The 25,640-nt window shown below is 29.7% G+C and carries 23 protein-coding genes and 1 other RNA gene; 2 read left to right on the top strand and 22 right to left on the bottom strand.

What is annotated here, in order from left to right; genetic code table 11:
* Window positions 1–186 precede the first annotated feature (186 nt).
* Window positions 187–696: a GNAT family N-acetyltransferase gene (locus HMPREF3186_RS02120; protein WP_060913719.1), complete on the top strand. Its 510-nt coding sequence runs from the start codon at window positions 187–189 to the stop codon at window positions 694–696.
* 32 nt (window positions 697–728) lie between these two features.
* Here the strand turns inward: HMPREF3186_RS02120 and HMPREF3186_RS02115 are convergent, their stop codons facing one another.
* The 9 genes from HMPREF3186_RS02115 to HMPREF3186_RS02075 all read right to left on the bottom strand — a co-directional run bounded on the left by HMPREF3186_RS02115 (window position 729) and on the right by HMPREF3186_RS02075 (window position 12,579).
* Window positions 729–3,068: an endonuclease MutS2 gene (locus HMPREF3186_RS02115; RefSeq protein ID WP_060913718.1), complete on the bottom strand. Its 2,340-nt coding sequence runs from the start codon at window positions 3,066–3,068 to the stop codon at window positions 729–731.
* Window positions 3,069–3,230: 162 nt separating this feature from the next.
* Window positions 3,231–3,764, bottom strand: a complete 534-nt coding sequence (locus HMPREF3186_RS02110; RefSeq protein WP_004264291.1) for a CvpA family protein — start codon at window positions 3,762–3,764, stop codon at window positions 3,231–3,233.
* A gap of 132 nt (window positions 3,765–3,896) precedes the next feature.
* Complete coding sequence (locus HMPREF3186_RS02105) at window positions 3,897–5,549, bottom strand: DAK2 domain-containing protein (RefSeq protein WP_231724142.1); 1,653 nt, start codon at window positions 5,547–5,549, stop codon at window positions 3,897–3,899.
* An 8-nt stretch (window positions 5,550–5,557) separates the two neighbouring features.
* Complete coding sequence (locus HMPREF3186_RS02100) at window positions 5,558–5,917, bottom strand: Asp23/Gls24 family envelope stress response protein (RefSeq protein ID WP_003144659.1); 360 nt, start codon at window positions 5,915–5,917, stop codon at window positions 5,558–5,560.
* A 130-nt stretch (window positions 5,918–6,047) separates the two neighbouring features.
* Window positions 6,048–6,980, bottom strand: a complete 933-nt coding sequence (locus HMPREF3186_RS02095; RefSeq protein ID WP_060913716.1) for a ketopantoate reductase family protein — start codon at window positions 6,978–6,980, stop codon at window positions 6,048–6,050.
* Between the two features lie 125 nt (window positions 6,981–7,105).
* Complete coding sequence (locus tag HMPREF3186_RS02090; RefSeq protein ID WP_060913715.1) at window positions 7,106–8,152, bottom strand: PTS sugar transporter subunit IIC; 1,047 nt, start codon at window positions 8,150–8,152, stop codon at window positions 7,106–7,108.
* Window positions 8,153–8,325: 173 nt separating this feature from the next.
* The gene (gene rsmG, locus HMPREF3186_RS02085) at window positions 8,326–9,039 is read right to left on the bottom strand and encodes a 16S rRNA (guanine(527)-N(7))-methyltransferase RsmG (RefSeq protein WP_060913714.1); all 714 of its coding nucleotides are present in this window, start codon (window positions 9,037–9,039) and stop codon (window positions 8,326–8,328) included.
* Entirely contained in the window at window positions 9,032–10,915 is a 1,884-nt protein-coding gene (gene mnmG / locus HMPREF3186_RS02080) for a tRNA uridine-5-carboxymethylaminomethyl(34) synthesis enzyme MnmG (protein ID WP_060913713.1), read from the bottom strand. Before mnmG ends, rsmG begins: the two co-directional genes overlap by 8 nt.
* Before the next feature lie 263 nt (window positions 10,916–11,178).
* Window positions 11,179–12,579 (bottom strand): cation:dicarboxylate symporter family transporter, encoded by a 1,401-nt coding sequence (locus HMPREF3186_RS02075; protein ID WP_060913712.1) that lies wholly within the window; start codon window positions 12,577–12,579, stop codon window positions 11,179–11,181.
* Between the two features lie 288 nt (window positions 12,580–12,867).
* Here HMPREF3186_RS02075 and HMPREF3186_RS02070 point away from each other — a divergent pair, with 288 nt between their 5' ends.
* Window positions 12,868–13,314: a flavodoxin gene (locus HMPREF3186_RS02070; protein WP_060913711.1), complete on the top strand. Its 447-nt coding sequence runs from the start codon at window positions 12,868–12,870 to the stop codon at window positions 13,312–13,314.
* 35 nt (window positions 13,315–13,349) lie between these two features.
* On the opposite strand, the gene HMPREF3186_RS02065 is transcribed toward HMPREF3186_RS02070, so the two are convergent.
* The 13 genes from HMPREF3186_RS02065 to topA all read right to left on the bottom strand — a co-directional run bounded on the left by HMPREF3186_RS02065 (window position 13,350) and on the right by topA (window position 25,570).
* Window positions 13,350–13,853, bottom strand: coding sequence for an RrF2 family transcriptional regulator (locus HMPREF3186_RS02065; protein WP_060913710.1), 504 nt, complete (start codon window positions 13,851–13,853; stop codon window positions 13,350–13,352).
* 75 nt (window positions 13,854–13,928) lie between these two features.
* Window positions 13,929–15,056: a THUMP domain-containing class I SAM-dependent RNA methyltransferase gene (locus HMPREF3186_RS02060; RefSeq protein WP_060913709.1), complete on the bottom strand. Its 1,128-nt coding sequence runs from the start codon at window positions 15,054–15,056 to the stop codon at window positions 13,929–13,931.
* A 56-nt stretch (window positions 15,057–15,112) separates the two neighbouring features.
* Window positions 15,113–15,490: RNase P RNA component class B (gene rnpB, locus HMPREF3186_RS02055), an RNA gene on the bottom strand.
* Window positions 15,491–15,544: 54 nt separating this feature from the next.
* Complete coding sequence (gene rpoZ, locus HMPREF3186_RS02050) at window positions 15,545–15,742, bottom strand: DNA-directed RNA polymerase subunit omega (protein WP_004264469.1); 198 nt, start codon at window positions 15,740–15,742, stop codon at window positions 15,545–15,547.
* A 9-nt stretch (window positions 15,743–15,751) separates the two neighbouring features.
* The gene (gmk, locus tag HMPREF3186_RS02045) at window positions 15,752–16,372 is read right to left on the bottom strand and encodes a guanylate kinase (protein WP_060913708.1); all 621 of its coding nucleotides are present in this window, start codon (window positions 16,370–16,372) and stop codon (window positions 15,752–15,754) included.
* Between the two features lie 134 nt (window positions 16,373–16,506).
* The gene (locus HMPREF3186_RS02040) at window positions 16,507–16,833 is read right to left on the bottom strand and encodes an AzlD domain-containing protein (RefSeq protein WP_060913707.1); all 327 of its coding nucleotides are present in this window, start codon (window positions 16,831–16,833) and stop codon (window positions 16,507–16,509) included.
* On the bottom strand, window positions 16,820–17,527 hold the full coding sequence (locus HMPREF3186_RS02035; protein ID WP_060913706.1) for an AzlC family ABC transporter permease: 708 nt from the start codon (window positions 17,525–17,527) through the stop codon (window positions 16,820–16,822). The genes HMPREF3186_RS02040 and HMPREF3186_RS02035 overlap by 14 nt, the downstream gene beginning before the upstream one ends.
* Window positions 17,528–17,557: 30 nt before the next feature.
* Entirely contained in the window at window positions 17,558–19,216 is a 1,659-nt protein-coding gene (locus HMPREF3186_RS02030; RefSeq protein ID WP_060913705.1) for an Rqc2 family fibronectin-binding protein, read from the bottom strand.
* A gap of 128 nt (window positions 19,217–19,344) precedes the next feature.
* On the bottom strand, window positions 19,345–20,109 hold the full coding sequence (locus tag HMPREF3186_RS02025; protein ID WP_060913704.1) for a TerC family protein: 765 nt from the start codon (window positions 20,107–20,109) through the stop codon (window positions 19,345–19,347).
* Window positions 20,110–20,121: 12 nt separating this feature from the next.
* A complete protein-coding gene (locus HMPREF3186_RS02020; protein ID WP_060913703.1) occupies window positions 20,122–20,883 on the bottom strand; it encodes an iron ABC transporter permease in 762 nt (253 codons plus the stop codon).
* Complete coding sequence (locus HMPREF3186_RS02015) at window positions 20,883–21,725, bottom strand: hypothetical protein (RefSeq protein ID WP_060913702.1); 843 nt, start codon at window positions 21,723–21,725, stop codon at window positions 20,883–20,885. The genes HMPREF3186_RS02020 and HMPREF3186_RS02015 overlap by 1 nt, the downstream gene beginning before the upstream one ends.
* 174 nt (window positions 21,726–21,899) lie before the next feature.
* Window positions 21,900–23,234, bottom strand: coding sequence for a branched-chain amino acid transport system II carrier protein (gene brnQ, locus HMPREF3186_RS02010; RefSeq protein ID WP_060913701.1), 1,335 nt, complete (start codon window positions 23,232–23,234; stop codon window positions 21,900–21,902).
* 284 nt (window positions 23,235–23,518) lie between these two features.
* Entirely contained in the window at window positions 23,519–25,570 is a 2,052-nt protein-coding gene (gene topA / locus HMPREF3186_RS02005; RefSeq protein ID WP_060913700.1) for a type I DNA topoisomerase, read from the bottom strand.
* Window positions 25,571–25,640: the final 70 nt, after the last annotated feature.

Below are 25,640 nucleotides of genomic sequence, written 5' to 3'. Positions count from 1 at the left end.
TTTGAAATGTTTGATTGTTCGTCTTCTTCTCGAGAAGACTTTTACTATTCTATCATTATCTTTATTTCTTGTCAATATTATTTTTCATTTTTTTTCATATTTTTTTCAATATTTCTTTTTTTTATTATTTACAATCAAATTCTAATGAGATATTATATTAATAACATAGTATAAGGAGGATTTTTTATGATTATCTTTAAAGAACCTAAAGATGTTACTTTGGAACAAATATTAAATTACAAAGAAGAATTTGTTCTTAATAATGAAATCATTCATGGTGCAGCTAATATGACTGCTTTATCTATCCCTGAATGGGTAAAATTTGTAGAAAATACTAAATATAAAGAAACAGTCACTCCAGGATTTGTTACTGCTCATACTTTTTTTGCACTAGATGATAATAAGATTGTCGGTATTATTAACGCAAGACATGAACTTAATGATTATCTATTAAACTTCGGTGGTCATATAGGTTATAGTGTTAGAAAGTCAGAAAGAAGAAAGGGTTACGCTAAGAGAATGTTAAACTACACTTCTGAATTTTTATTTTCACTCGGTCTACAGAAAATTCTAATTACTTGCGATAAAAATAATATAGCTTCAAAACGTACTATTGAATCATGTGGCGGTATTTTAGAAAACGAGGTAGTAGAAGAATCCAGAACTACATTAAGATATTGGATATATAAAAAATAAGGTTAGGTTGGAATTTAATCCAACTTAACCTTTTATTTCATCTCAACGACAGTAGCTCCCATTCCACCTTCGTTTTGCCCTCCGGTTCTATAGCTAGCTACATATCTATTATTTTTAAGGTATTCTCCGATATTTTTTCGTAGTATACCAGAACCTAAACCATGAATAATAGTAAATGTATCATAACCTTGAAGTATTACTTTATCCATATAATTTTCAATCTCTCTTATGGCCTCTTCTGTATTTAATCCTATTACATTAATATCAATACCGACTTTTTTACTACTTACACTACTTGTGCTTACATATCTTTTAGCAATTTCTGGTTCACTTTCGATTTTTCTAACTTCTTTTTTCTTGATATTTAGTTTCATAGCCCCCATTTTTATTTGTAGGGTGTTTCCTGAAATTTCTAATACAGTCGCTCTTTGATTATAACTTAGTACGAGCACATCATCACCAACCTGTATTTCACTATTATTAAACTTAGGTTGACTTTCTAATTTTCTTTGTAATTTTACTTTATTCTTACTCTTATCCATAGAATGAAGTAGCTCATTAAGTTCATGTTGTTTTAAAGAAGTATTGTCTTTAAATTCTTTATAAATTTCAAGCATTTCTTCTTTTTTCTCTTCTATTTCTTTATTTAATTCTATACTTAAATCATTATACAGACTTTCTTTATACTCTTCATATTTCTGTAGATTATATTCAAGAGTTTCTTTAACTTCATCAATTTCATCTAAACTTTTATTTATATATTCTAATTTATAATCATATTCTCTAATGCTTTCCGATAGTTTATCTATGAAGAGATTGTTCTCTTTTGTATTAACTTCTAATAGCGAACTCGCTTCATCGATAATAGATTGCTCCAAACCTAATTTAGCAGAAATATTTATTGCATTAGATTTCCCTGGTAAACCTATTATAAATCTATAAGTTGGCTTTAATTTTTCAAAATCAAATTCCATAGATGAGTTTTTATAATACTCTGATTCAAAACAATAATTTTTAATTTCTGGATAGTGCGTTGTACATAACATCGTTGCATTTAGATTCTTAAATTTCTCTAATAACGCAATTGATAGCACAGCACCTTCGCTTGGATCAGTTCCTGAACATAATTCATCTAATAGAATAATACTCTTATCATTTGTTTTATTTAATATATCAATTATATTAGTCATATGTGAAGAAAAGGTAGATAAGTTATTCTCGATTGATTGCTCATCTCCCACATCTACAAATACATCTTCAAAAAATCCGACTATTGATTCCTCTAATGCTGGAATATAAAATCCTAAATGTGATAAGTACACACATAATCCAACTGTTTTTAATATTACAGTCTTACCTCCAGTGTTAGGACCAGTTATTATTAGTGAATTTCCTTTATTATCTAGAATAACATCATTTTTTACAACTACATCTTTATCAATTAATGGATTATATGCTTTCTTTAGATTAAGTTCTTGTGAATTTACTATGCTTTGTTTATTAAAGCCATTTCTAGCACAAAAGTTCATTTTTGAAAAAATAAACTCTATTTGTGAGAAATTCCAAAGTGAATTTATAAGTTCGTCAGCTTTTTCTTTAATAACTTCTGAAGCTTCTTTTAAAATTCTAAGTATTTCTTCTCTTTCTTTGCGTTTCAGTATACCAATTTCATTGTTAATCTCTACATTTTCTTTTGGTTCAACATAAAAAGTATTACCCGAAGCACTCTCATCATGGATAATTCCACCAAAATCATTTTTATATTCTGGTTTTACTAAAATAACATCACGGTCATTTCTCTTTGTAACAATTGCTTCAGTCAATTTTTTGACATTTGAACGTAAGATATTTTTTAAAATTTGATCACTTTTGTTTTTCAACTTAGAAATATTTACTTTGATATTTTTCAGTTCTAACGAAGCGTCTGGTCTTATATAACCATCCTCGTCTATTATTCTATCTAGATACCTTTCAAGATCACTAAAATCATCTAGTTTAACAACATATTTTGTTAAACTAGGATAGTTAACATGCTCTTGTAATTTAATATTCTCAAATCTTCTAGAAAATCTATCATAAGTTATAATATTTCTTAATATATGGAAGAGTTCCTTTTCTGAAAGGACACTATCAATTTTAGCTTTTTTAACACTAGCATTATAATCAAATATTTTTAATTTGAATTCATTTGGATATTTTCTTAGTAAGTCATATCCTTCTTCGTTTTCTTTATGAACTTCTACTAACTTCTCATAATTTGTTATATATTCTAAATTTTTTATTTTTTCATAAGATAACTCTGAGAAACAATATTTCTCTATATCTTTTAAAACTAGGTCTAAATTAAGTTTCTTTTGAGTAATTTTATTCAATCTAATCTCACTCCTTCTATCTATATTTACATGCTTTATCATTTTATAACACAAACTATTATACACTAAATACAAGCATTAAACAATTTCTTTCGATTAAAATCATAATCTGGTTTAAGTTTACAAAAAATCGAAGTACTTTACGTACTCCGATTCTTTCAATTATTTATTAAAGAATAAACTAATAAACTGTTTAGACAACACTGGTGTGTTTTGTATTATATAGTCTGGTAACACTGAATCTTTAAATATCGCTATCTTCCAGTCTGGTGTAGGCAATACCGTTACTAGATATAATACTACGAAAACTATTAAATAGATTTCAACAAATCCTAAAATAGCCCCTAAATATCTATCCGTTATTTTTATTAACGGTAATTTTCTAACAACTCCTAATGTTTGTGCTAGTATTTGTATTATTAATCGAATTACAATAAACAATACAATAAATGACACTATTCGGTAATACGCAGTTGGAATATTTAATCCTTTATATATCCCTTCTAAACCATCTGTAACATCAGTTGGAATTGGTATCATACTTGTAAATAAATATGCTAGTCTTGAACTGAATAACATTGATACTACATAACCTATTACAATTGTTCCTAGATAAAAAATTTGCATGATTAACCCACGTTTGTATCCTAAGTACGCACCTGCAGCTAATAATAATGCAATAATTATATCAACCATGTTTTCTCCTTTCCAATCATAATCTATTTGCTTTGATGCCTTATGATTAGTATATTGATATTTTACTCTATCAACTTTAAAGTAGCATTAATCTATTTTAGACTAATGCTACTTTTTTAATTTAACACTTAATTATTCGACTCCGATAATATAAGGATATACCGGTTGCCCTGATTCAATAAGTTCTACTTCTACATCAGGATATTTTTCTTCGATTAATTGTTCTAAGAAATCTGTATATTCTTCTGTACTTTCTTCACCAAGGTAAAGTGTAACAATTTCAGAATCTTCATCAAGTGATTTTTCTAATAATTCTTCTAATACTGTATTAAGTGATAGATTAGAAACTACAATTTTACCATTTCTAATTCCCATGAATTCATCTTTCTTAATTTCAACACCTTCAATGTTAGTATCACGAACAGCATGGGTAACTTCTAAAGTACTTACCGTAGATAAAACTTCTTGCATATTTGCAAAGTTTTCTTCAGCTGCTGCTTGTGGATTGTATACCATTACCGCAGCAAGCCCTTGAGGTGCTGTTTTACTTTCAACAACAAAAACATTTTCTTCTGCTAACTCAGCAGCTTGTTTTGCTGCAAGTTGGATATTTTTGTTATTTGGGAAAATAAAGATATTTTTAGCATTAACTTCTTTTATAGCTTTCATGATATCTTCAGTAGATGGATTCATCGTTTGTCCACCTTCTACGATATAATCAACTCCCATAGAAGTTAAAACTTTACTTAAGCCAGCTCCCATAGAAATAGAAATCATCGCTTGTTCTTTTAACTCTTTTGGAGCTGTAGTTTGTTTAGCTTCTTGTTTTCTAAGAACTTCACGGTGTTGTTCTCTCATATTATCAGATTTAATTTTTATAAGTTCTCCGTATTGTTGCCCATAGTTGAACACATCTCCTGGAGTTTCTGTGTGTACGTGAATTTTTACAAACTCACTATCAGAAATAACTAATAATGAATCCCCAAATTTACTCATATCTTCACGGAATTTATCTTCATTAAATTCTTTTTTCTCTTTATCAAGACGTACAGTGAATTCTGTACAGAATCCGTATACTATATCTTCAGGATTCATGAAGTCCATATCATGATTATCTTCAAATTGCATGTCAACAACATTAGTTTCTACCGCTTCTAAACCTTCGATTTTTTCACCTTTCAGTGCAGCAACAAATCCTTGATATACACAAACAAGACCTTGACCTCCTGAATCTACTACACCAACTTCTTTTAAGATTGGTAATAATTCAGGTGTTCTTTTTAGTGACGCTTGGGCTTCAGCATATATAGCTTCCATTACTTCTACTACAGAAGTAGTATTTTCTGCTGCTTTAAGTCCAGCTTCTGCTGCTTCACGTGCAACTGTTAGGATTGTTCCTTCTACAGGTTTAATTATCGCTTTATATGCAATACTTACACCATTTTGAATAGCTTCAGCAAATTCTTTTGCATTAACTTCCTTTTTATCAGCGATATATTGAGACATCCCTCTAAATAGTTGAGAAAGGATAACACCAGAGTTTCCACGTGCACCCATTAATAAACCTTTAGAAAAAGATTTACCTAATTCACCGATGTTTTCAACAACATTTGCAGCCGTTTCTTTTGCACCTGATGACATCGAAAGATTCATATTTGTTCCTGTATCACCATCTGGTACAGGGAAAACGTTCAATGCGTTTATTTTTTCTGCATTTTTAGCTAAATTTTTCGATCCTAAATCGATCATTTCAGCTAAAACAAGTCCGTTAATTTTCTCCACTATCTTTCCTCCTATTTATTTACCTTGATGCCTTGAATGTAAATGTTAATTTCATCTACTTTAACACCTAGTGTTTTTTCTATTTGATATTTAACTGAAGATTGAACATTGTTTGCTATTTCTGAAATTTTTGTTCCATACATAACAATTATATATAAATCAATAACAAGTTTATCTTCGTCTTTTTTTACTTTAATTCCTTTTGCGTAATTTTCTTTACGTAAAATTTCTGTAATTCCATCTTTAACTTGATTTTTACTAGCCATTCCTATAATCCCGTAGCAACTTACAGCTGCTCCACCAGCTACTGATGCAATAACATCATCACTTATAGAAACATGACCAAATTCATTATTAATTTCTAATGACATATCTTTTCCTCCTATCCAAAAATAGACAAATTGAACATACGAACTATTATACCTTTTTTGACAGAAAAATACAAGTAAAACATTGATATTTCTCTACTTGGAGCCTTTTAGCATCCCTTTTATAATCCTATTATTTATTATTATTGATGAACTCCTTAGAGTGAATCATTAATGTAATAACATCACAAACAGGAGTTGGAATATTATGAATTTTTCCTAATCTCGAAATCGCCCCATTTAAGAAATCAATCTCAGTAAGCCGACCATTTTTCATATCTTGATAAAGAGAAGGATAATGTGCACCGGCAATATCCAATGGGAAGATATTCTTAATATTGTTCTCTATAACCTCTTGTTTTACATCTACTCCTTCTGCTCTTCCTACAGCTGTTACCTCATTCAAAACTGCTCTCGTCAATTGTAAATTCTTATCATAACTTCCATACTGATTAATATTACAATCAATTAAAGTACAAAATGAATTTAGGACACAGTTTAATCCAGCTTTATGCCAGATTGATTGATAGGTATCAGCTGAATACTTAATATTTAATCCAGCTTCGTTAAATCTTTCTACTAAAGATAATGTTCTATCTAGGTTAATCTCTTTAACCTGTTTTAATTCTATTTTCCCTGTTCCATGAGCTTTCAATATTCCTGGTCCACCAAGACCACTAGTCCATACCGTAACACCTATTAAAATATTTTCTTCTTTCACATAATCCTTTAGTGTTTCCACATGCCCAAGACCATTTAATATACAAACAATTTTAGTATCCTCATGAAAAAGATGCTTCACACTATCTAACATTGGTCTCAACTGCATTGATTTAGTAGCTACAAAAATAACATCATACTTCCCTGAAATCTGCTCTGGTTTATATATTGGAATATAGTAGTTTCCTAAATCAACCTCATCAATTATTACCTTTAATCCTTTATTTTTTATATTTTCAACATGTTCTTCCCAAGTATCGACAAAAGTTACATCCTCATTATTTTTAAATAACATGTACCCAAATCTTGAACCCAGTGCCCCAGCTCCTGCAAATAAAATTTTCATAATCATTCTCCTTAATATATTTTCTACTATAATTTTATAATTACAAAATTACTTTGTCAACGTTATCTCTATATTTTTAAAATAAAAAAGATACTCGAAATAAATTCGAATATCTTTTAATGTAATTATAAGTTTTCTGGTTTATATGCTTCAGGTTTATATAGTTTTAATACATCTGAATAAAGTCTATCAGCTAAGAATGCAACTACAAACGGAATTACAAAGAATGCTAACAGAATTGGCAGTAAGTTTCCACCATTCATTGCATATGATTTTGTAGGTCCGATTAATCCGATAATTCCAAATCCTGCACTTTCATGTGTTCCAAGAATTTTTAGGAAGTATCCAGATAAACCTGTAACTGCTGCTGTTGTTAAAATAGTAAGGAATAATTGTGGTTTACGTGCACAGTTTGGCATCATAAGTTTAATTGCTCCTAATAGGATAGCAACACTTGCTCCTTTACTGTTAGCTCTGTATGTACCAATTGCTAGTACTGCTGCTGCAGAAACTAATCCCAATGTAGCCGCTCCAGCACCTACATAGTTCTCATTCGTAAATAAGATTAATCCCATAGCCACTGTTGATACAGGTGTTACGATTAAGAATGAGAATGCCATTGTTATTAAGATACACATTAATACTGGTTGTAATGTTGTGAATTCAAAAATTAATGACGCTAATAGTTTTGTTAAACTCTTTGTATAAGGTAATGTTACTAATCCTAATGCTGCTACTAATCCTCCAGTTATCGGTAAGAAAATGATTGTAACAGCTCCAAATTTATCTTTAACATAACCTAATGCTAATGCTCCAATTGCTGCTATTAAAATTACGTTAAATAAATCTCCCATTGGAACTCCAGTCCACGCTTTTGTTTGAGCATTAAAAGTTAATGATCCACTTGCCGCTAAGACTGTAGCACCTAATACTGATGACTCTAAAGGTTTAAATTTTAAACTTTGCCCAACAATTACACCAACTAAAACTGGTACAGAAAATTGTAATAAATACATCGCTTGTGAAAGTGTAGTGAATACGTTCGGTGCAAATAGAGTTCCTAAGTACTTAAACAATGTACTTAAAACAGCATTTGGAATTAATCCAGCAACAACTCCTAAGGCAGTTCCGTTTAAAATAATATTAAGAAAATCCTTTACTCTTTTTGACATATATATCCTCCTTTTTCTTGTTTGTTTTTAATATAATAAATATAATAATATAAAATCAAAAAAAAGTAAAGAATTTTTTGAAAATTTCTTTCTTTTTTCTTTTTTTATTTCATTAAAGTATATACAAAAGGAGAATTCGTAGATATAACTACAAAATTCTCCTTTTATATATTCTATAGTAATGGTTTTTTATTCGGTGTACCAGCTTTCCTTGGATATTTATTAGGTGTTTCTTTGGCTTTACGAATTTCTAGTATATGCCTTTCTTCACCTTCAATATCAAATTCAAGATCTTGCTCTAATTTTCCGCCTAAAAGTTTTATTGCATTAATTGCTTCTTTAGTCTCTTCTTCAGCTTTTTGAGCTTTTAGACTTAAAAAGTAACCATCTTTCTTAACTAATGGTAAACATAGTTCAGCTAATACATTTAATCTTGCTACCGCTCTAGCAGTTACTATTTCAAAACTTTCTCTGTATTCTTTATTTTGACCAAATTCTTCCGCTCTTGCATGAACAAAATTGCAATCAGTAAGCCCAAGTTCATCCTTAACTAGATTTAAAAACTTAATACGTTTATTTAAAGAATCAACAATAGTAACTTTTAAATTTGGGTATAATATTTTCAATGGGATAGACGGAAATCCTGCACCGCTTCCCACATCACAAATACTTTCAATATTTGAATAATCTTTATAGAATGCTAATGAAATTGAGTCAAAGAAATGTTTTGTATAGAACTCATCTTCTTCAGTAATAGCTGTAAGATTGATTTTTTGGTTCCATTCTACAACTAAATCATAGTATTTACTATATTGCTCTTTCTGAAGTTCTGATAATTCTATACCTACCTTTTCTTTCACAGAATTATAGAACTGCTCTTTATTCATTATTCATACCTCTTCTTTGTTCTAAGTATACTAATAGAATAGAAATATCCGCTGGATTAACTCCTGATATACGAGATGCTTGTCCAATCGTTAATGGTAAAACTTTTTTTAGTTTTTCCCTTGCTTCTAAAGCTAAACTTGGTACATCATCATAATTAAGATCTGTAGGTATTTTCATCTCATTCATTTTTTTAAGTTTTTCAACTTGTTGAATAGATTTTTTAATATACCCTTCATATTTAACCTCGATTTCAACTTGTTCTACTACATCTTTAGGTAATACTGTTTCGTCATTTGCTAAATAAAGTACATTTGCATGAGATAATTCTGGACGTCTTAGCATATCAATTGCTAAAATTCCATCACGAATTTCTGCACTATTTAACTCTGCTAATTTTTCTAAAGTCGCAGCTGTTGGAGTTATTCTAAAAGTCTTAAGTCTTTCTATTTCATCAGCTACCATACTACGTTTTTCACAGAATTTATTATATCTTTCTTCAGTTACTAAGCCATAGTTATAAGCTTTTTCCGTTAAACGCATATCTGCATTATCATGACGTAGAAGTAATCTATGTTCCGCTCTTGATGTTAGAAGTCTATATGGTTCGTTTGTTCCTTTTGTTACTAAGTCGTCAATAAGCACTCCAATATATGCCTCATCTCTACCAAGTATCATAGGTTCTTCACCTAGAACTTTACATGCAGCATTTATTCCTGCCATGATCCCTTGACCTGCAGCCTCTTCATAACCACTTGTACCATTAATCTGACCAGCTGTAAATAATCCGTCGATTAATTTAGTTTCTAATGTTGGCCAAAGTGTTGTTGGATTTACAGCATCATATTCAATAGCATAACCATTACGCATAATAACTGCATTTTCTAGTCCTGCAATACTTCGAACCATATCTCTTTGTACATCATCGGGTAAAGACGTTGATAAACCTTGCACATAGATTTCTTTCGTATTTCTTCCTTCTGGTTCTAAGAAAAGTTGGTGTCTTTCTTTATCATTAAAACGAACATATTTATCTTCAATACTTGGACAATATCTTGGTCCTGTTCCTTTAATAACTCCAGAGTACATTGCAGAACGCCCTAAGTTTTTATCAATAATTTCATGTGTACTTGTATTAGTATAAGTTAACCAACAAGGAACCTGATCTTTCACAAATTCTGTAGTTTCATAACTGAATGCATGCTCTTCATCATCCCCTGGCTGAATTGCTGTTTTTGAAAAATCTACACTATCAGCATTAACCCTTGGTGGTGTTCCAGTTTTAAATCTAACTAAATCAAAACCTAATTCTTCTAATTGCTTTGCAAGATCTATAGATGGCATCTGATGGTTAGGACCTGAAGAATATTTAATATCTCCAATTACAATTTCACCACGCAAGTAAGTACCCGTTGTGATAATTATTGTCTTAGCTTTATATGCTGTACCTAGCATAGTTCTTAGACCAACCACTTTATTATCTTCAATAATAAGTTCACGTACCATCGCTTGCTCAATATCTAAGTTTGGAGTATCTTCTAAGATTCTCTTCATCTCTAGTTGATATTCTACCTTATCAGATTGCATTCTTAATGCACGAACTGCTGGACCTTTTGCAGTATTTAACATTTTACTTTGAATATTAGTTTTATCTGCTACACGTCCCATTAGACCACCCAGTGCATCTACTTCACGTACAACAATACCTTTTGCCGGTCCTCCTACACTTGGGTTACATGGCATAAAACCAATAGTATCTAGGTTAATTGTAATCATTAAAGTTTTAACACCTTTTCTACTAGCGGCGTGTGCAGCCTCAATTCCAGCATGTCCTCCTCCAATTACAATAACATCATATTCTTTTAAAAATTCAGTCATAGTACCTCCATATATTTTAACGTAATTGCAAAATAATGCTTTGACCAAAATTTTGATATATTACTAAATTTTTACCTTTATTATATTATCATATTAAAAAGAAAAAAACTAATAATATACATATGATAGTTTTGTTATTTCATATTTTAAATAAACTATCTACATTTTCATCCTATAGTTAGATAGTATTTATATTCTTACTATTTAACTATAATATTTGAATACAAAAAAATCGTAGCACTTTCGTACTACGATTAATATTTTTATTCTGTAACTTTGTTAAACTCATTAAATTTATCTTTACTAAATAATCCTAAATGTTTATCTACCATTATAGAGTTTGTCATACCGCCGCTAACATTTAAGCAAGTACGTCCCATATCTAAAATTGGATCTACTGCTAAAATTGGGTTAATTTGATTAAATAATGCACCAAAACCTACTCCATTTACAGAAACTGAAGCGGCAGTAATTGCTGTTCCAGGAACTCCTGCAATACCTACTGAACCTAATGTTACAACAATCACAGTCATAATAAACAATGTTGCATCAATTGCGATTCCATTTGCATTAGCTAAGAAAACTACTAACATCGTTGGATAAATCCCCGCACATCCTTGCATTCCCGCTGTAGAAGAGAACGAAGCAACAAAGTTTGCTGTTGATTGGTTTACTCCCATTTCTTTAGTTAATGTATTAATTGTTAGAGGTAAAGTCCCTGCACTTGAACGTGATGTAAATGCTAAAACTAAAGGTTTACTTGCTTTTTTGAAGTATGTAACTGGTGAAACACCGTGTAAAACTAAGAATAATCCTTGAATAATGAATTGAATTACTACGGCTACATACAGTAAAGCAATGAATAATAACACATCTTTAATTGATTTTAATCCTCTTTGAGCAATTGTATTCGCTAATAATGGGATTACTGCATAAGGTAATAATCTAATTACTAGGACTGTCATACGAGAAACTATAGCATGTAAGTTGGCGATATAATCAATAAAAGTTTTAACTTTGTTTTCATCTTTATTTTGAATATATCTTGCCGCTAAGCCTATAAACATTGCAAAGATCACTACACCGATAACATTAAAATCAACCATTGCTTTAATTGGATTCGAAGGAATTAATTCGCGAATAATTGTTACAACGTTCTTCACTTCTTTAATTTTACTATCTCCATTTCCTAAAACAATAGAACTGCTTCCAAGCTTAAAGACAGTAGACACTATAAACCCAACAATTGAACTTATAGCTACCATACCTAAAGTAATAATTAAAGTTAAACGTGTTAATTTTTTAACATCTGTATTTGCATTAATATTAACAATAACATTAATTATTGACACAAGTACTAATGGAACAATTAACATTTTAATTAAATCAATAAAACCATTACCGAATAATGAATACCAAGTCGTAATCTCAGCAACATATTTAATTTTCATCGGTTCATCACTAAAACCTGAATATGCTTGAATAGCTATACCTAAAAGTAAACCAATTGCTGTTGATAATAAAGTTCGCTTTGAAGAACTAACTCTTTTTTGTGCTAGATAATACATAAAGTAAAATAGCCCAAAAAGCACTAATAAAAATAATAAAGTTTCTTTTGTAGAAATCATAATAAATTTCTCAAAGAATGTAAATTTGTTTTCCATTTATCTATCCTCCAACTGAGTATATTACTCATCTTCTATTTATATTTTGTGAAATTTTGATATTAAATTTTACTCTAACTACAGATAGAATGGAAAAGAATTGAAGCTTTTTCCATACAGTACCTCCAAAATGTAAATTATAGTAAAATTAAACTACAATTTTCATAAATTTTCAATAGTTTTGCTCAAAATAAATATTCTGAAATGTTTTTGTTTACTTAACTTTTCTTATACGTTATAATAGGGAATAGTTATCATTTATATATAAATAGAACGGAGGAATTTTTTTTGAATATTAAATTAGTTTATGCGAGTTTAACAGGTAATACGGAAATATTATCTGATTTAATGATTGAAAAATTCGAAGAAGAAAAAGGATTAGAAATAGAAAAATTATTTATCGAAGATATGGAAGACTTTGATTTTCTTGATGATGCCGATGCATTTATTGTAGCTACATACACATACGGTGAAGGAGAGCTACCAGAGGAAATGGAAGAATTTTTCGAAGCTCTTGCTGACAAAAATTATGAAGGAAAAATCTATGGAGTTATCGGTACTGGTGACACAATTTATGATGAATATTGTGCTTGTGTAGATCAATTCAATGAGCAAATTGCTAAAACTGGTGCAACTAATCCTACAGAAAACCTTAAAATTGAGATTGAAGCAGATACTGACGAAGACTTTGAAAATATAGATAAATTTATCGAAGCTTTCGCTAGTGCGCTATAAAAAATACGGTTATGAATTCTCATAACCGTATTTTTTTATCCTTTAAAGAAGACATTTACCCTTTCAAATTCGTCTTCCCAATTATTCCAATCTAATCTTATCTTAGCATTTTCTTCAAGAATATCTTCTACTAAGCTTTCGATTGTAATGTCTTCTAATGAAGATTTTATTGCCTTATTAACAGTATTAACTTTCTTCAAATACTTATTGTAACGTTTATCAACTGCTAAAGCACCTTCAAAAATTTTAGAAACATAATCAGTTTTTAACGCAAAAATTTCCACTTCATCATTTAGCGCAACATATATATCATACAAAGTAACTTTCTTGTTAGATTTATATTTATATCCTCCGCCAATCCCTGTATTAGCTTTAACTAGATCATTGACAACCAATTTCCTCATAATTTTTTTTAGATACGTTGGAGATATATTTAAACGCTGGCTTATTTCTTTTGAATTTAAGAAAACATGCCTATCTTGAAGGTATAACATTACCATTATACAGATTGCTTGTTCAGTACTTTTTGTTAAATGCATAAACTCAACCTCTTTTCTTTTATATAACTCTACTTACATCCTTATTTTATGATATATTTTTATAATTGTCAAATGTTATCTTATTTTTTCTCCCCAGTATTGATAATAGGTACATTCAATGGAACCATTGAAAAGTTTTCTTCTTTTCGTTGCCTTTTTCCCGTATAAATGTTCAAACATTTTATGAGAAGTTAAAAGATAAAGTGACCAATGTTTTTTATTTTTAAGTTCCGTTCCTAAAAATTTGTACATAGCTTCTACTTCTTTTTTCTCACCTAAACGTTCTCCATACGGTGGGTTGGCAATCACACACCCAGTTTCCTTCTTCGCTACAAAGTCAAAAACTGACATTTGTTTAAACTTAATAACTCCCGCTAATCCTATTTCTTCAGCATTATTTTCAGCAGTCGCTATCATCTTAGGATCAATATCAGAACCATATAATTCTAATTCTTTCTCATAATCAATTAGATCCTCAGCCTTGTTTCTTTCTTCATCTACAAGACTTTTTGGCATCCATGGCCATTTTTCAAAGTCAAAGTTTCTATTGATTCCAGGTGCCATATTTTGTGCTGCCATAGCCGCTTCAATTAATAATGTTCCCGATCCACAGAATAAATCATATAATGGTGTTTCACCTTTCCAGTTCGTAAGTTTAACCATTGCTGCTGCTAATGTTTCTTTTAATGGTGCAGTCCCTTGTTTAGCTCGATATCCACGCTTATGCAGCCCATCTCCAGAAGTATCTAATAGAATAGTTGCAATATCATTTAACATAATAATCTCTAATCTATATCTAGCTCCTGTCTCAGTTAACCAACCTGTAACTCCATAGCTTTTCTTCATTTTCTCAACAATTGCTTTTTTAACGATTGACTGACAGTCAGAAACACTGAATAATGTAGACTTATGACTTCGTCCATCTACAGGGAATTTGGCATCTACTGGAAGATATTTATCCCATTCTATTTCTTTAGTTTTTTCAAAAAGTTCTTCAAAAGTATATGCAGGAAATTGTGCAACTACGATTTTAACCCTATCTGCACATCTTAACCATAGATTCGAACGTACTATTGCTCTCTTATCTCCTGAATAGAACACTCTCCCGTTTTCTACTTTTGTTTCATAACCTAATTCTTGCACTTCTTTAGCTACTATTGCTTCAATTCCCATAGGGGTTGTTGCTACTAAATTAAAATTCATTTCTTCCTCCTTAAAAAAAGAGGCTCCTAAGAGCCCCTAGAACTAGTTGTTTTTCTTATCATAAGCCATATTCTGTATCTATCTTACTCAAACGAGACTAGTTTACTCTCGTAAAAATAGCTGTGATCATCTGTCTAAATATATACATATTTCCTATTCCTACATTCATTTCTGCGGAATAAGTGCTTCTACCAAAATTTGAATTGCTCACTCAAGGGGTTTACCGCGTTCCACTTCTTATATTTCTATAAGAACTCCGTCACTGTGGCACTTTCAAGACACATAACCATATAGAAGACTACTTAGGTCATATTTTCTGCCGTCACCATAAGGTGCCTAAACTTATTTTTTCGTTTAGCGTTGAACACTACAGGCATCTCAGCCTGTGTGAGTATGGACTTTCCTCAGCATTACTGCCGCGATCACTCAAAGAAAAACACTTATATTACTTTACACTAAAAATAACATTTTGTAAACAATAATCTAAACTATTTTTCTAATACAGAAATTTTACCTTCAGCAATTTCCTCTAATGCTTTACCAACTTCTTTATGAGAAGTGTATTTGTCAAGTTTGCTTGTTTCAGGATTTGCAAATAGTTCTCTTGCTCTTTTACTTGCTAATGATACTAGCATATATTTTGAATTTACTTTTGATTTTAATACGTCTAATTTTGGATATAACATTTTTTTCTCCTACATTTCTTCTAATTCTAACAATGCTCTTCTATACTTCATCTCAATACGTTCACGTTTTAAGTGCTCACTCAGTATGATAGCCCTAATTCGTTCTACAGCTTTATCCACTTCGTCATTCTCAACTACATAATCGTATAAATGCATCATGTTAATTTCTTTTTTAGCTTTTGCTATACGTGACTCTATTACTTCATCACTCTCAGTTCCGCGACCTTTTAATCTTTCTTTAAGATCACCAATACTTGGTGGTGCTAAAAATATAAATAAAGCATCCGGAATTTTACTTTTTACTTGTCCCGCACCTTGTACTTCAATTTCTAAAAATATATCTTTTCCTTTTTCCATCGTCTCCCTTACATATTTAACGGGAGTTCCGTAATAATTATCGACATACTGAGCATACTCTAATAACTCACCTTGTTGAATTAAAGATTCAAATTCTTCTTTTGTTTTAAAGAAATAATCAACCCCGTCTACTTCACCAGGTCTCATACCTCTTGACGTCATTGAAATTGAATATTCGAAGTCAACATCATTACTTTCAAAAATTCTTTTTCTAACAGTACCTTTACCTACTCCTGAAGGTCCTGAAAGAACTATTAATAATCCTTTCTCCATTTTTCGTATCCTTCTGTTATGTTTTATTATCTTTTTATGATACCATAAATAGGAAAAAATTTAAACTATAAACATGTATATTTAAGTTATAAATTAATTCGATAATATTTTCTTAAAATTCTTAATTTTTATTTTTAAAATACAATTCTAATAATTGCTAGTGAAACTATTCCTACTACAACTATCACCAAGAGGCTCTTTGAAATGATTGCACTTAATACCGTAGGTAGAGAAGCAAGTAGATTTTCATAATTAATTCGAGGAAACTCCCCAATCTTTTGAATAAATAGACTATCAAACCATAAAGCCGACATTATTACAATCGGTACAAAACTAAGATACTCTATAACCGGTTTAGGTAAATCGAATTTCTTCAATAATACGAATGGAAGTACCCTAGATAACCAAGTCACAATTGCACAGCCTAATATTGTTAATATTATATAGTTAGTAGATAACATTTTTCAGTACCACTCCTATCGCACATCCTATTAAAGTAACCACTATAATTAATAAATTACTTGGAATAAAAATCATTCCAAAATATACTAAGAAGAACACAACAACAATTACTAGAAATTGTACTTTTTTCTTTATAGTAAAATCTGAAATAACTTGTAAGTATAATAATCCTATAAACATCGCTACTAGAGCAAAATCTAAACCTAGCACCTTAGGATCCTTAACTATTCCACCTAGTAATGCACCTAGTACCGATGATGCAACCCATGTAAAATAAGATACTAGGTTTGCAGTATTGAACCATTCATAAGTCAACCTTCCATTAGTATAGTTTTGTTTATTCATTCCTAAAGCGAAACTCTCATCAGTTAAAAAAGTACCAATTATAATATTTTTAAATACACTGTATCGCTTGAAAAATGGAGCTGTTGCCATGCTCATCAATATCATTCTTGAGTTGATTAAAAATGTTGCTAAGACAATTGAGAGTACAGGAAAACCACTAGAAAGCATGCTTGCAGTTATGAATTGAGCACCACCTGCGTATATGAATAACGACATCGCTCCAACAAAGAAAGGATTAAGGCCAACCGACCTTCCAATAATTCCAAAAGCTAACCCTATGCCTATGTATCCAAAAACTGTCGGTAACGTATCTTTTACACCCGTCTTTACATCTAATTTATCATTCATATGCTCACCTTCCCTTGCTATTTAATTGTTTTATTTTATTAAAAGCTCTCCAATAAGATCTTTATCAATTTTTTGTTTAACCGTTTTTTGTCCAGTATATGTTACTAAGCCAGGTTTAGCACCAGATATTTTTTTTACATTTTTAATTAACGTTCTATCAACATTAACATACTCTTCATTTTTAAACTTCGAATAATAAGCAGCTAACATTGACGCGACTTCTATCGTCTCTTCACTAGGATTATTATCAAAAATTACCACGTGACTCCCAGGAATATCTTTAGCATGAAACCATAGATAGTCTCGTCTTGCTAATTTATTAGTAATCGCATCATTTTGAAGATTATTTTTTCCAACATAAATGGCAGTACCATTATGATTAATTACAAAATAATTACTCTTATTCTTTTTCTTATTAACCTTAATCTTTTCTTTTAATATTCCATTAGCAATCAATTCTTCTTTGATTTCCGCTATGTCCGTTTTATCTGCATTTTCAATTTGAAATTTAATAGTCTCAAAATATCCTAAATCCTGTTTTGAAATCTCTATTTGTTCAATTAAATTCTCAATCGTTCTCTTGTTCTTTTTATATAGATCAAAGTACTTCTCTGAATTCTTCTCAATAGTTAGATTTGGATCTAACTCAATCTCAATATCCGATAAATCTTCACTATAAAAATTTTGCAGTGTTACAATCTCTGGTATTTCTTTTTTAAATAAATAAATATTTGAAATTAGAAGTTGTCCCTTTAATTTATAATCATCTCTATTATTAGCTTGTTCCAGTTCATTTTTTAATATATCAATTTTCTTATTTAATCTATTTATTTTAGAATTAACAAAATTAAAAAGCTTTTTGTCAGTATTTTTATTTATTGACTCTCTGGCTATATCCATGTAATAGTAATCTAGTAATTGTGATAATGATTCAAAATCTCTACTATATTCTTTAACTTCAAAGAAATAAAAATCCTTCTTATTGTTCTCTTCAAGTAAAACGGGTTTAAAGTAATTATCGAATTCCTTGCAAAAACTAATAAATGAGTTTTTCAAATCTTCTTTCGAATTTTTTTGAAAATAATTATTCAGTAGCACTGAAACGCCGTAGAAACTTTTCATTAAGAATTTTTTATCATCATTAGAAAACTCAATGTCACTATAGCTACTAAAATCAAAAGGATTAATTTTTTCAACTGTTGGAGGAAAAGTGTATTCCATATTAGATATAGTCGATCTCTTATACTCAAGACTATAGCTATTTTTTAAAGATTCTAATATTATATTATCTTCATTAGTTAATATTATATTTGAGTGTTTACCCATTAATTCTGAAATTAGATAATAATACTTTTCGTATCCCAAATCATCAAAGTTTTTAATTTTAAAAATAACTATACGGTCATTATTAACTTGATTAATCTCTAATATTATTCCACCTGTTAGATACTTTCTCAGTACTGAACAAAAATTCGAAGGTGTCGAAGGATTTTCAAAACTATTATTTGTTAACTGTATTCTAGATGCACTTGAACTTGCAGATAAAAACAATTTTAAATTCTTTCCTTTTCTAACAGAAAATACAAATTCATCTGTCGATAAATTATTTATTTTATTTATACGACCATTTAATATATTTTCTTCTAATTCTTTCACCATTTTTCTCATAAAAAAACCATCAAATGCCATTTTTATCCTCCTTGTATTTTAATATATAATTAAAAATTATAGCATAGATATCAATTTGTGTATATGAAAATAAAAAACATACAAATACAAAAAAGAGACGATATATACATACCATCTCTTCTAAAATACTATTTATTTTCAAATCTTTTTGAAACTAATACTCCCCACACTAATAATCCAAGTAATACTACCCAGAAAATAACAGTCCAAAGTGTTGAATGTGGAAATTCATGAGGAATAAGCCCTAATTTCTCATGAGCAGCAGCTATAACAAATAACTTAATACCCACCCATCCTACAATTAGAAAGGCAGCAATTTCTAATCCTGGTTTAGTTTCTAAAACTTTGATGAATATATTAGCTGCATAACGCATGATAACTACACCAACAAAACCTCCAATTACCATTACAGTAAATTGACCAAGGTTAATTCCTCCAATAGATGTTTCAGAAATATGAGGCAATGTTATCGCGATAGCTACAGCAGCTAAAATTGAATCAATCGCAAAAGCTATGTCAGTAAGCTCAACTTTAATTACAGTCGCCCAAAAACCACTTTGTTTTTTAGGTTCAGCAATCTCTTCAATTCCATCCCCTTGTTTTCGTTTGTCGAAAAATTCTTTAATATGTGCACCTGCCATATATAATAAGTATAAACCACCTAAAACTTGAATTTCCCAATACTGCGCTAAAATTGTAATTAAGAAAATCGCTATTATTCTAAATATTAGTGCTCCTGCAAGACCGTACATCAATGCATGCTTTTGTTCTTTAGGTGGCAGATGTCTAACCATAACAGCAAGAACAATAGCATTATCTGCTGAAAGTAATCCCTCTAAAAGTATTAAACTCAATAATACTATCACATATTGAATAAGTACCTGTGTATCCATTCTAATCTCCTTCTATCCTATTATTTTTTTCATTAATCTAACAATAACTATGACTACGATTAATCCTAACATGTTTAATGCTAGCGGTAAAAAGTTACCAAGACTAAAAGTAATATTCTGATTTAATAGATTAAAAGATTTAGTAAAGATAGTTAATACACTATTATCTACTCTTTCTGCTGGTACAGAAAATCTAGATTTTATCATATTTGCTATAACTTCTCCTCCTATAAAATATAGAAGTGAGAAAGAAATTGCCAAGTTTGTGTTATTAAATAGTGTTAAAGCTAATAGGAAAATAAAGTTAGCAAACACGAATAATAAAACTAGCATCGTAGCGAATGATCCTGCTGTATTAACATTCAACATTAATGTTTTTAACTCTTCAAAAACATTTCTTTTTCGTAAGAAAATTATTCCTACGAAACATGCAATTACTATAACATAGTAAACTAAAAAATAAATTAAATTTGCTAAAATAGAGAATATATCACGCACAGTTTTCTTTTTTCTTATTTCTAAAAGTACATTGACTTTTGAAATATAATCTTCTCTATATGAATATATATAATTTAATCCCATTATAAAAATTACAATTACCATATCCACTTTAAGAATTAATGAAAATATAATATCTAATATCGACTTATCATAAAACGTAGCCAACGTGTCTAGTTTATATACAAATGCAAAGTTAATTAACAATAAAATAATTATAAATAAATAATTAAATTTACGTCTAAATAACTTTCCGAATTCTATCGCAAATAACATTATAGATCAGCCTCGCCCTCATATAATTTAATTTTTTCACCTAAATTACGAATTTGAAATACTTCTATGTTATTTTTCAATAAATCATAAACTACTTCTTCAAGTACCTCTTCCCTTACTACTATTTCATTATTGTGATAAATAGTAAATTGATAACCTTCTAAAATTTGATCTAGATTTTCTTGACTAGAAACATTTATAGCCGTAAGTTGTTTTAATATTAACAAGTCTTCTAAATTTCCGAAGTATGATTTAATTCCATCAGTAATAACTAAAACTTTATCAGCAATACTATTAAAGCTATTAAGCATTGTATCTAAAATAATCACGTTTGCATTGTTTGATTTATCAAGAATTAATTCACTTATCTCTTCTTTATCTTCAGTAGTTAAGCTTTCTTCAGTGTTATCAACGATTAATACATTTTGATCTACTAAAATTGAAAATAGAATATGAAATTTTGTTACTTCATTTGATTCTAATTCTTTATATTTTCTACTAGAATCTAAGTTTAAAAATTCTAAATCTCCTACTAATTCTTCTTCAATAGCTTTTATATTAAATAGAGATAATGCTTTTTTTAGATTTTTTAATAATGACAAATCATTGTAAAATCCAAAATCTTTAGCAAATAAAAGTCTCTGATTATTTATATTCTCACCATCAAAAAGAATCTCACCTTTAAACTTAGTTCTCTGTCTAAATGAATCTTTTAGTAGTTCTAAACTTGAAGAACTGTTATTGACAATGGTTAATATTTCACCTGTTGCAACTCTAAAATCAAGTTCTAATATCGTATCTCTTTTTATTTTTTTTGTATATTCTTTAAATTCTAAAACCATTATTTCTCCTATAAAAAATAACATTAGTATAATCTTCTGTTATTATATTCATTTTATCTCTTTAAATATTAGATTACATCTTATTATAATACCATTGCTTTAACTTAATGTCAAAAACAATAGTAATAAAAACAAAAGATGATAGAAGAAATTTCCTCTATCATCTTAATATTATTATTTATTTTCTTTTACAAAGAATGAAAGTACAATTCCTAATACAAATCCTACTAATGCATAGTTTAACCAAGCAAAATCAGCTGGTACTGGAAGGAAGTTTACTTTAGCTAGTACATTATCAACTGCAGGTACTGCAAGCTTAAATGTTGAAGCTACAGTTGAATATAAACTAAATAATCCAGTGAATAGAACTGTACAAACATAAACTACTTTTTTACCACCAAAGAAATTGTTTAAAAATCCTAGTAAAATTAATACCATTGTTAATGGATATAATAAAACAAGTACTGGAACAGCTCCTTGGATAATTGCTGCTAATCCGTAGTTACCAACAGCAAATGAGAATAATGTTAATGCGATTGCATAAGTTTTGTAACTAACCTTGTCATAAAGTCTTACGAAGAATGAAGCACAAGCAGTTACTAATCCTACGCTTGTTGTTAAACAAGCTAAAAATACAATAACAAATAGTAATAATTTACCAACATTACCAAAGTAATATGTTGTTGCTCCAGTTAATACTCCAGCTCCAGTTTTTTGTAATCCTAAAACAGAAACAGACGTAGCTCCGATATTAGAGATGAATACATATACTAAAGCTAATAACACAGCAGCGATAATTGCTGATTTAGCTGTATTGTTAAATACTTCTTTTTTTGTTTTTGCTCCGTAAAGTTTAACAGAGTTAATTACGATAATACCAAATACTAATGATGCTAATGCATCCATTGTATTATAACCTTCCATTAATCCATTTGTAAATGCTAATGAAGTAGTTTGATAAGTTTTTGTAGGTTCTTGTGCCGCACCCATAGGTTTAACTAATGATGCAATGATTAATACAACCATTGAAAGTAGTAAAACTGGTGTAATTACAGTCCCGATTCTATCTACTAATTTATTAGGGCTAATTGCTAACCATAAAGTTAATCCCATAAAGAATGCTAAGAAAATAGCTTGAGCAATTGTAGTATTTTCTGGGCCTACGAAACTTGATAATCCTAATTCATAAGTAGTAGTCCCTGTTCTAGGAATTGCAAAGAAAGGTCCAATTGTTAAGTATAATAATGTCGTAAAAGCAACACCGAATACTTTCCCTGCTCTACTTGATAAATCTAATAGGTCTTCAGCTCCTGAATACCCCATTACAATAACTCCTAATAGTGGTAATCCCACTCCCATAATAATAAATCCGATCATCGCTGTAGATAAGTTTGTTCCAGCGTTTTGTCCTAAGAATGCTGGGAAAATTAAATTACCAGCACCAAAGAATAGTGCAAATAACATAAGTCCGATTGAAACGTATGGATTTTTCTTTAAAAATTTCAACATGTCATCTCCTCCAAATTTTTTTTATTTTTTTAAGTATGTTATATACAATAATATATTTATTAACATTTGTCAATAGATTTTTTAAAAATATCACCTTTTTTGTTGGATAAATGTTTTAAATTTTCTGACAATTCTAAAAAGTTGTATACTTAGTATCTCGTTTACATATCTAAGAAATCAATAATGCAATCATTTTCAAATATCTGATTTCCCATAATATATATATCGCATTAAATAAAAAAAGAATTTGATAATTGAGAATAATTATCAAATTCTTTTTTTATTTATTTTTTTATTTCTTCTTTATAATCACAGTGTGTACAATGAACACCTTTTTTTCCTTCATATAGAATATTCGTACATTTCGGACAATTTCTATTTATAGGTTTATCCCATGAAACAAAATCACATTCTGGAAATCCTTCACAACCGTAAAATAATTTACCTTTTTTAGATTTTTTCTCTAAAATCTCATGTTTCTTACATTTTGGACATGTTACTCCAACCTTTTTTTGAATAGTATTGGTATATCTACAGTCAGGGAAATTAGAACAAGCAATAAATTTACCGAATTTACCTAACTTAAATACAAGTGGTGAAGAACATTCTGGACATCTTTCTCCAGTAAATTCTTGTTTTATTTCTACTTTTTCCATTTCAGTTTCTGCTTTTTCAACATCTTTTCTGAAATTGCTATAGAAATTATATATAGTTTTTTCCCAACCTACTTTACCTTCTGCTATATCGTCAAGTTGACTTTCTAAATTAGCAGTAAACTTTGTATTAATTATATCAGGGAAATACTGTTCAGTTATCTTACTTACTAGTGTTCCCAATTCGGTTGGCGTGAACACTTTATTTTGCAGTTTTGCATAGTATCTTTTTTGTAAAGTTTCTACAATTGTAGCATATGTCGATGGACGACCAACTCCAAGTTCCTCAAGTTCAGCTATTAATTTCGCCTCTGAGTAACGTGCAGGTGGTTGAGTAAAATGCTGTTCTTCTTTTATTTCTTTAACTTTAGCATCTTCTCCAACTTCAAACTCTGGTGCAAGTTTCACTTTTTCTTTTTCTTTTAAAACCGCTAAGAAACCATTGAATAATAATTTAGAATGTGCTCCACGATATATAACATTATTATTTTCAAATGTAGTTGTACTCGTTTCATAAACAGCAGCACTCATTCTACTTGCAATAAATCTTTCCCAGATAAGTTTATACAGTTTATATTGATCATTAGACAAGTATTCTTTAATGCTGTCAGGTGTGAAATTAACATTTGTTGGTCTAATTCCTTCATGGGCATCTTGAACATTTTTACTTGATTTTCTAGCTTTTACTGAAGAAGCAAGATATTCCTTACCGAAATTGTTAAGTATATAATCACTAACCATCTTAATCGCTTCATCTGAAACCCTTGTAGAGTCCGTTCTCATGTATGTGATTAAACCTGTAACTCCACCTAACTTTTTAAGATTTATACCCTCATATAACTCTTGAGCTACACTCATTGTCTTACGAGTTTTGAAATTAATCTTTCTAGATGCATCTTGTTGCATTGTAGAAGTAATATAAACATTCGGTGCATTTCTATTCTTATTAGTTTTTGCTACATCAATAACTTTAAATGTATCACCTACTATTGCTTTTCTTATATTGTCTACATCCTTCTTACTCTCAAGCTTAAGCTTTTCACCTTTATAAGAATAGAAATTAGCCGTTAGGATCTTTCTATTTTTTATAAAATCAATCGGCATAGACCAATATTCTTGAGGAACAAATTTTTGAATTTCTTCTTCTCTATCGACAATTAATTTAAGTGCAGCATTTTGAACTCTTCCCGCTGATAACTTTGGTTTTACTTTTTTCCAAAGTACAGGAGAAATATTATATCCAACTAAACGATCAAGAATTCTTCTAGCTTGTTGAGATTGGACTAAGTCCGTATTTATTTTTCTAGGATGTTTTATCGCATCTTTGACTGCATCTTTTGTGATCTCATTAAAAACAATTCTATTGTCAGAATTATTATCTAATCCTAATATATGAGCAATATGCCAAGCTATTGCTTCTCCTTCTCTATCGGGGTCGGATGCAAGGAAAACTTTTTTTCCTTTTGCTTCTTTTTTTAAAGATTTAATTACATCTCCCTTACCTCTTATAGAAATATAATCAACATCTACATTTCCATTATCTAGTACTTCTACTCCCATTCTACTTTTAGGAAGGTCTCTTACATGACCTTTTGAAGATATTACTCTATATTTTTTCCCTAGATATTTTTCAATAGTTTTTGCCTTAGAAGGAGATTCGACTATTACTAAATTTTCTGCCATTTTCTTCTCTCCATAATTTTATAATAAGTAGTATCTTAAAACATTTTTATTTACTTGTCAACTTTTTTAA

This window comes from Gemella haemolysans (assembly GCF_001553035.1).
GTDB classification, from domain to species: Bacteria; Bacillota; Bacilli; order Staphylococcales; family Gemellaceae; genus Gemella; species Gemella haemolysans_B.
The sequence above is the reverse complement of the archived record's forward strand: the minus strand, read 5'-3'. Positions and strand labels throughout refer to the sequence as shown.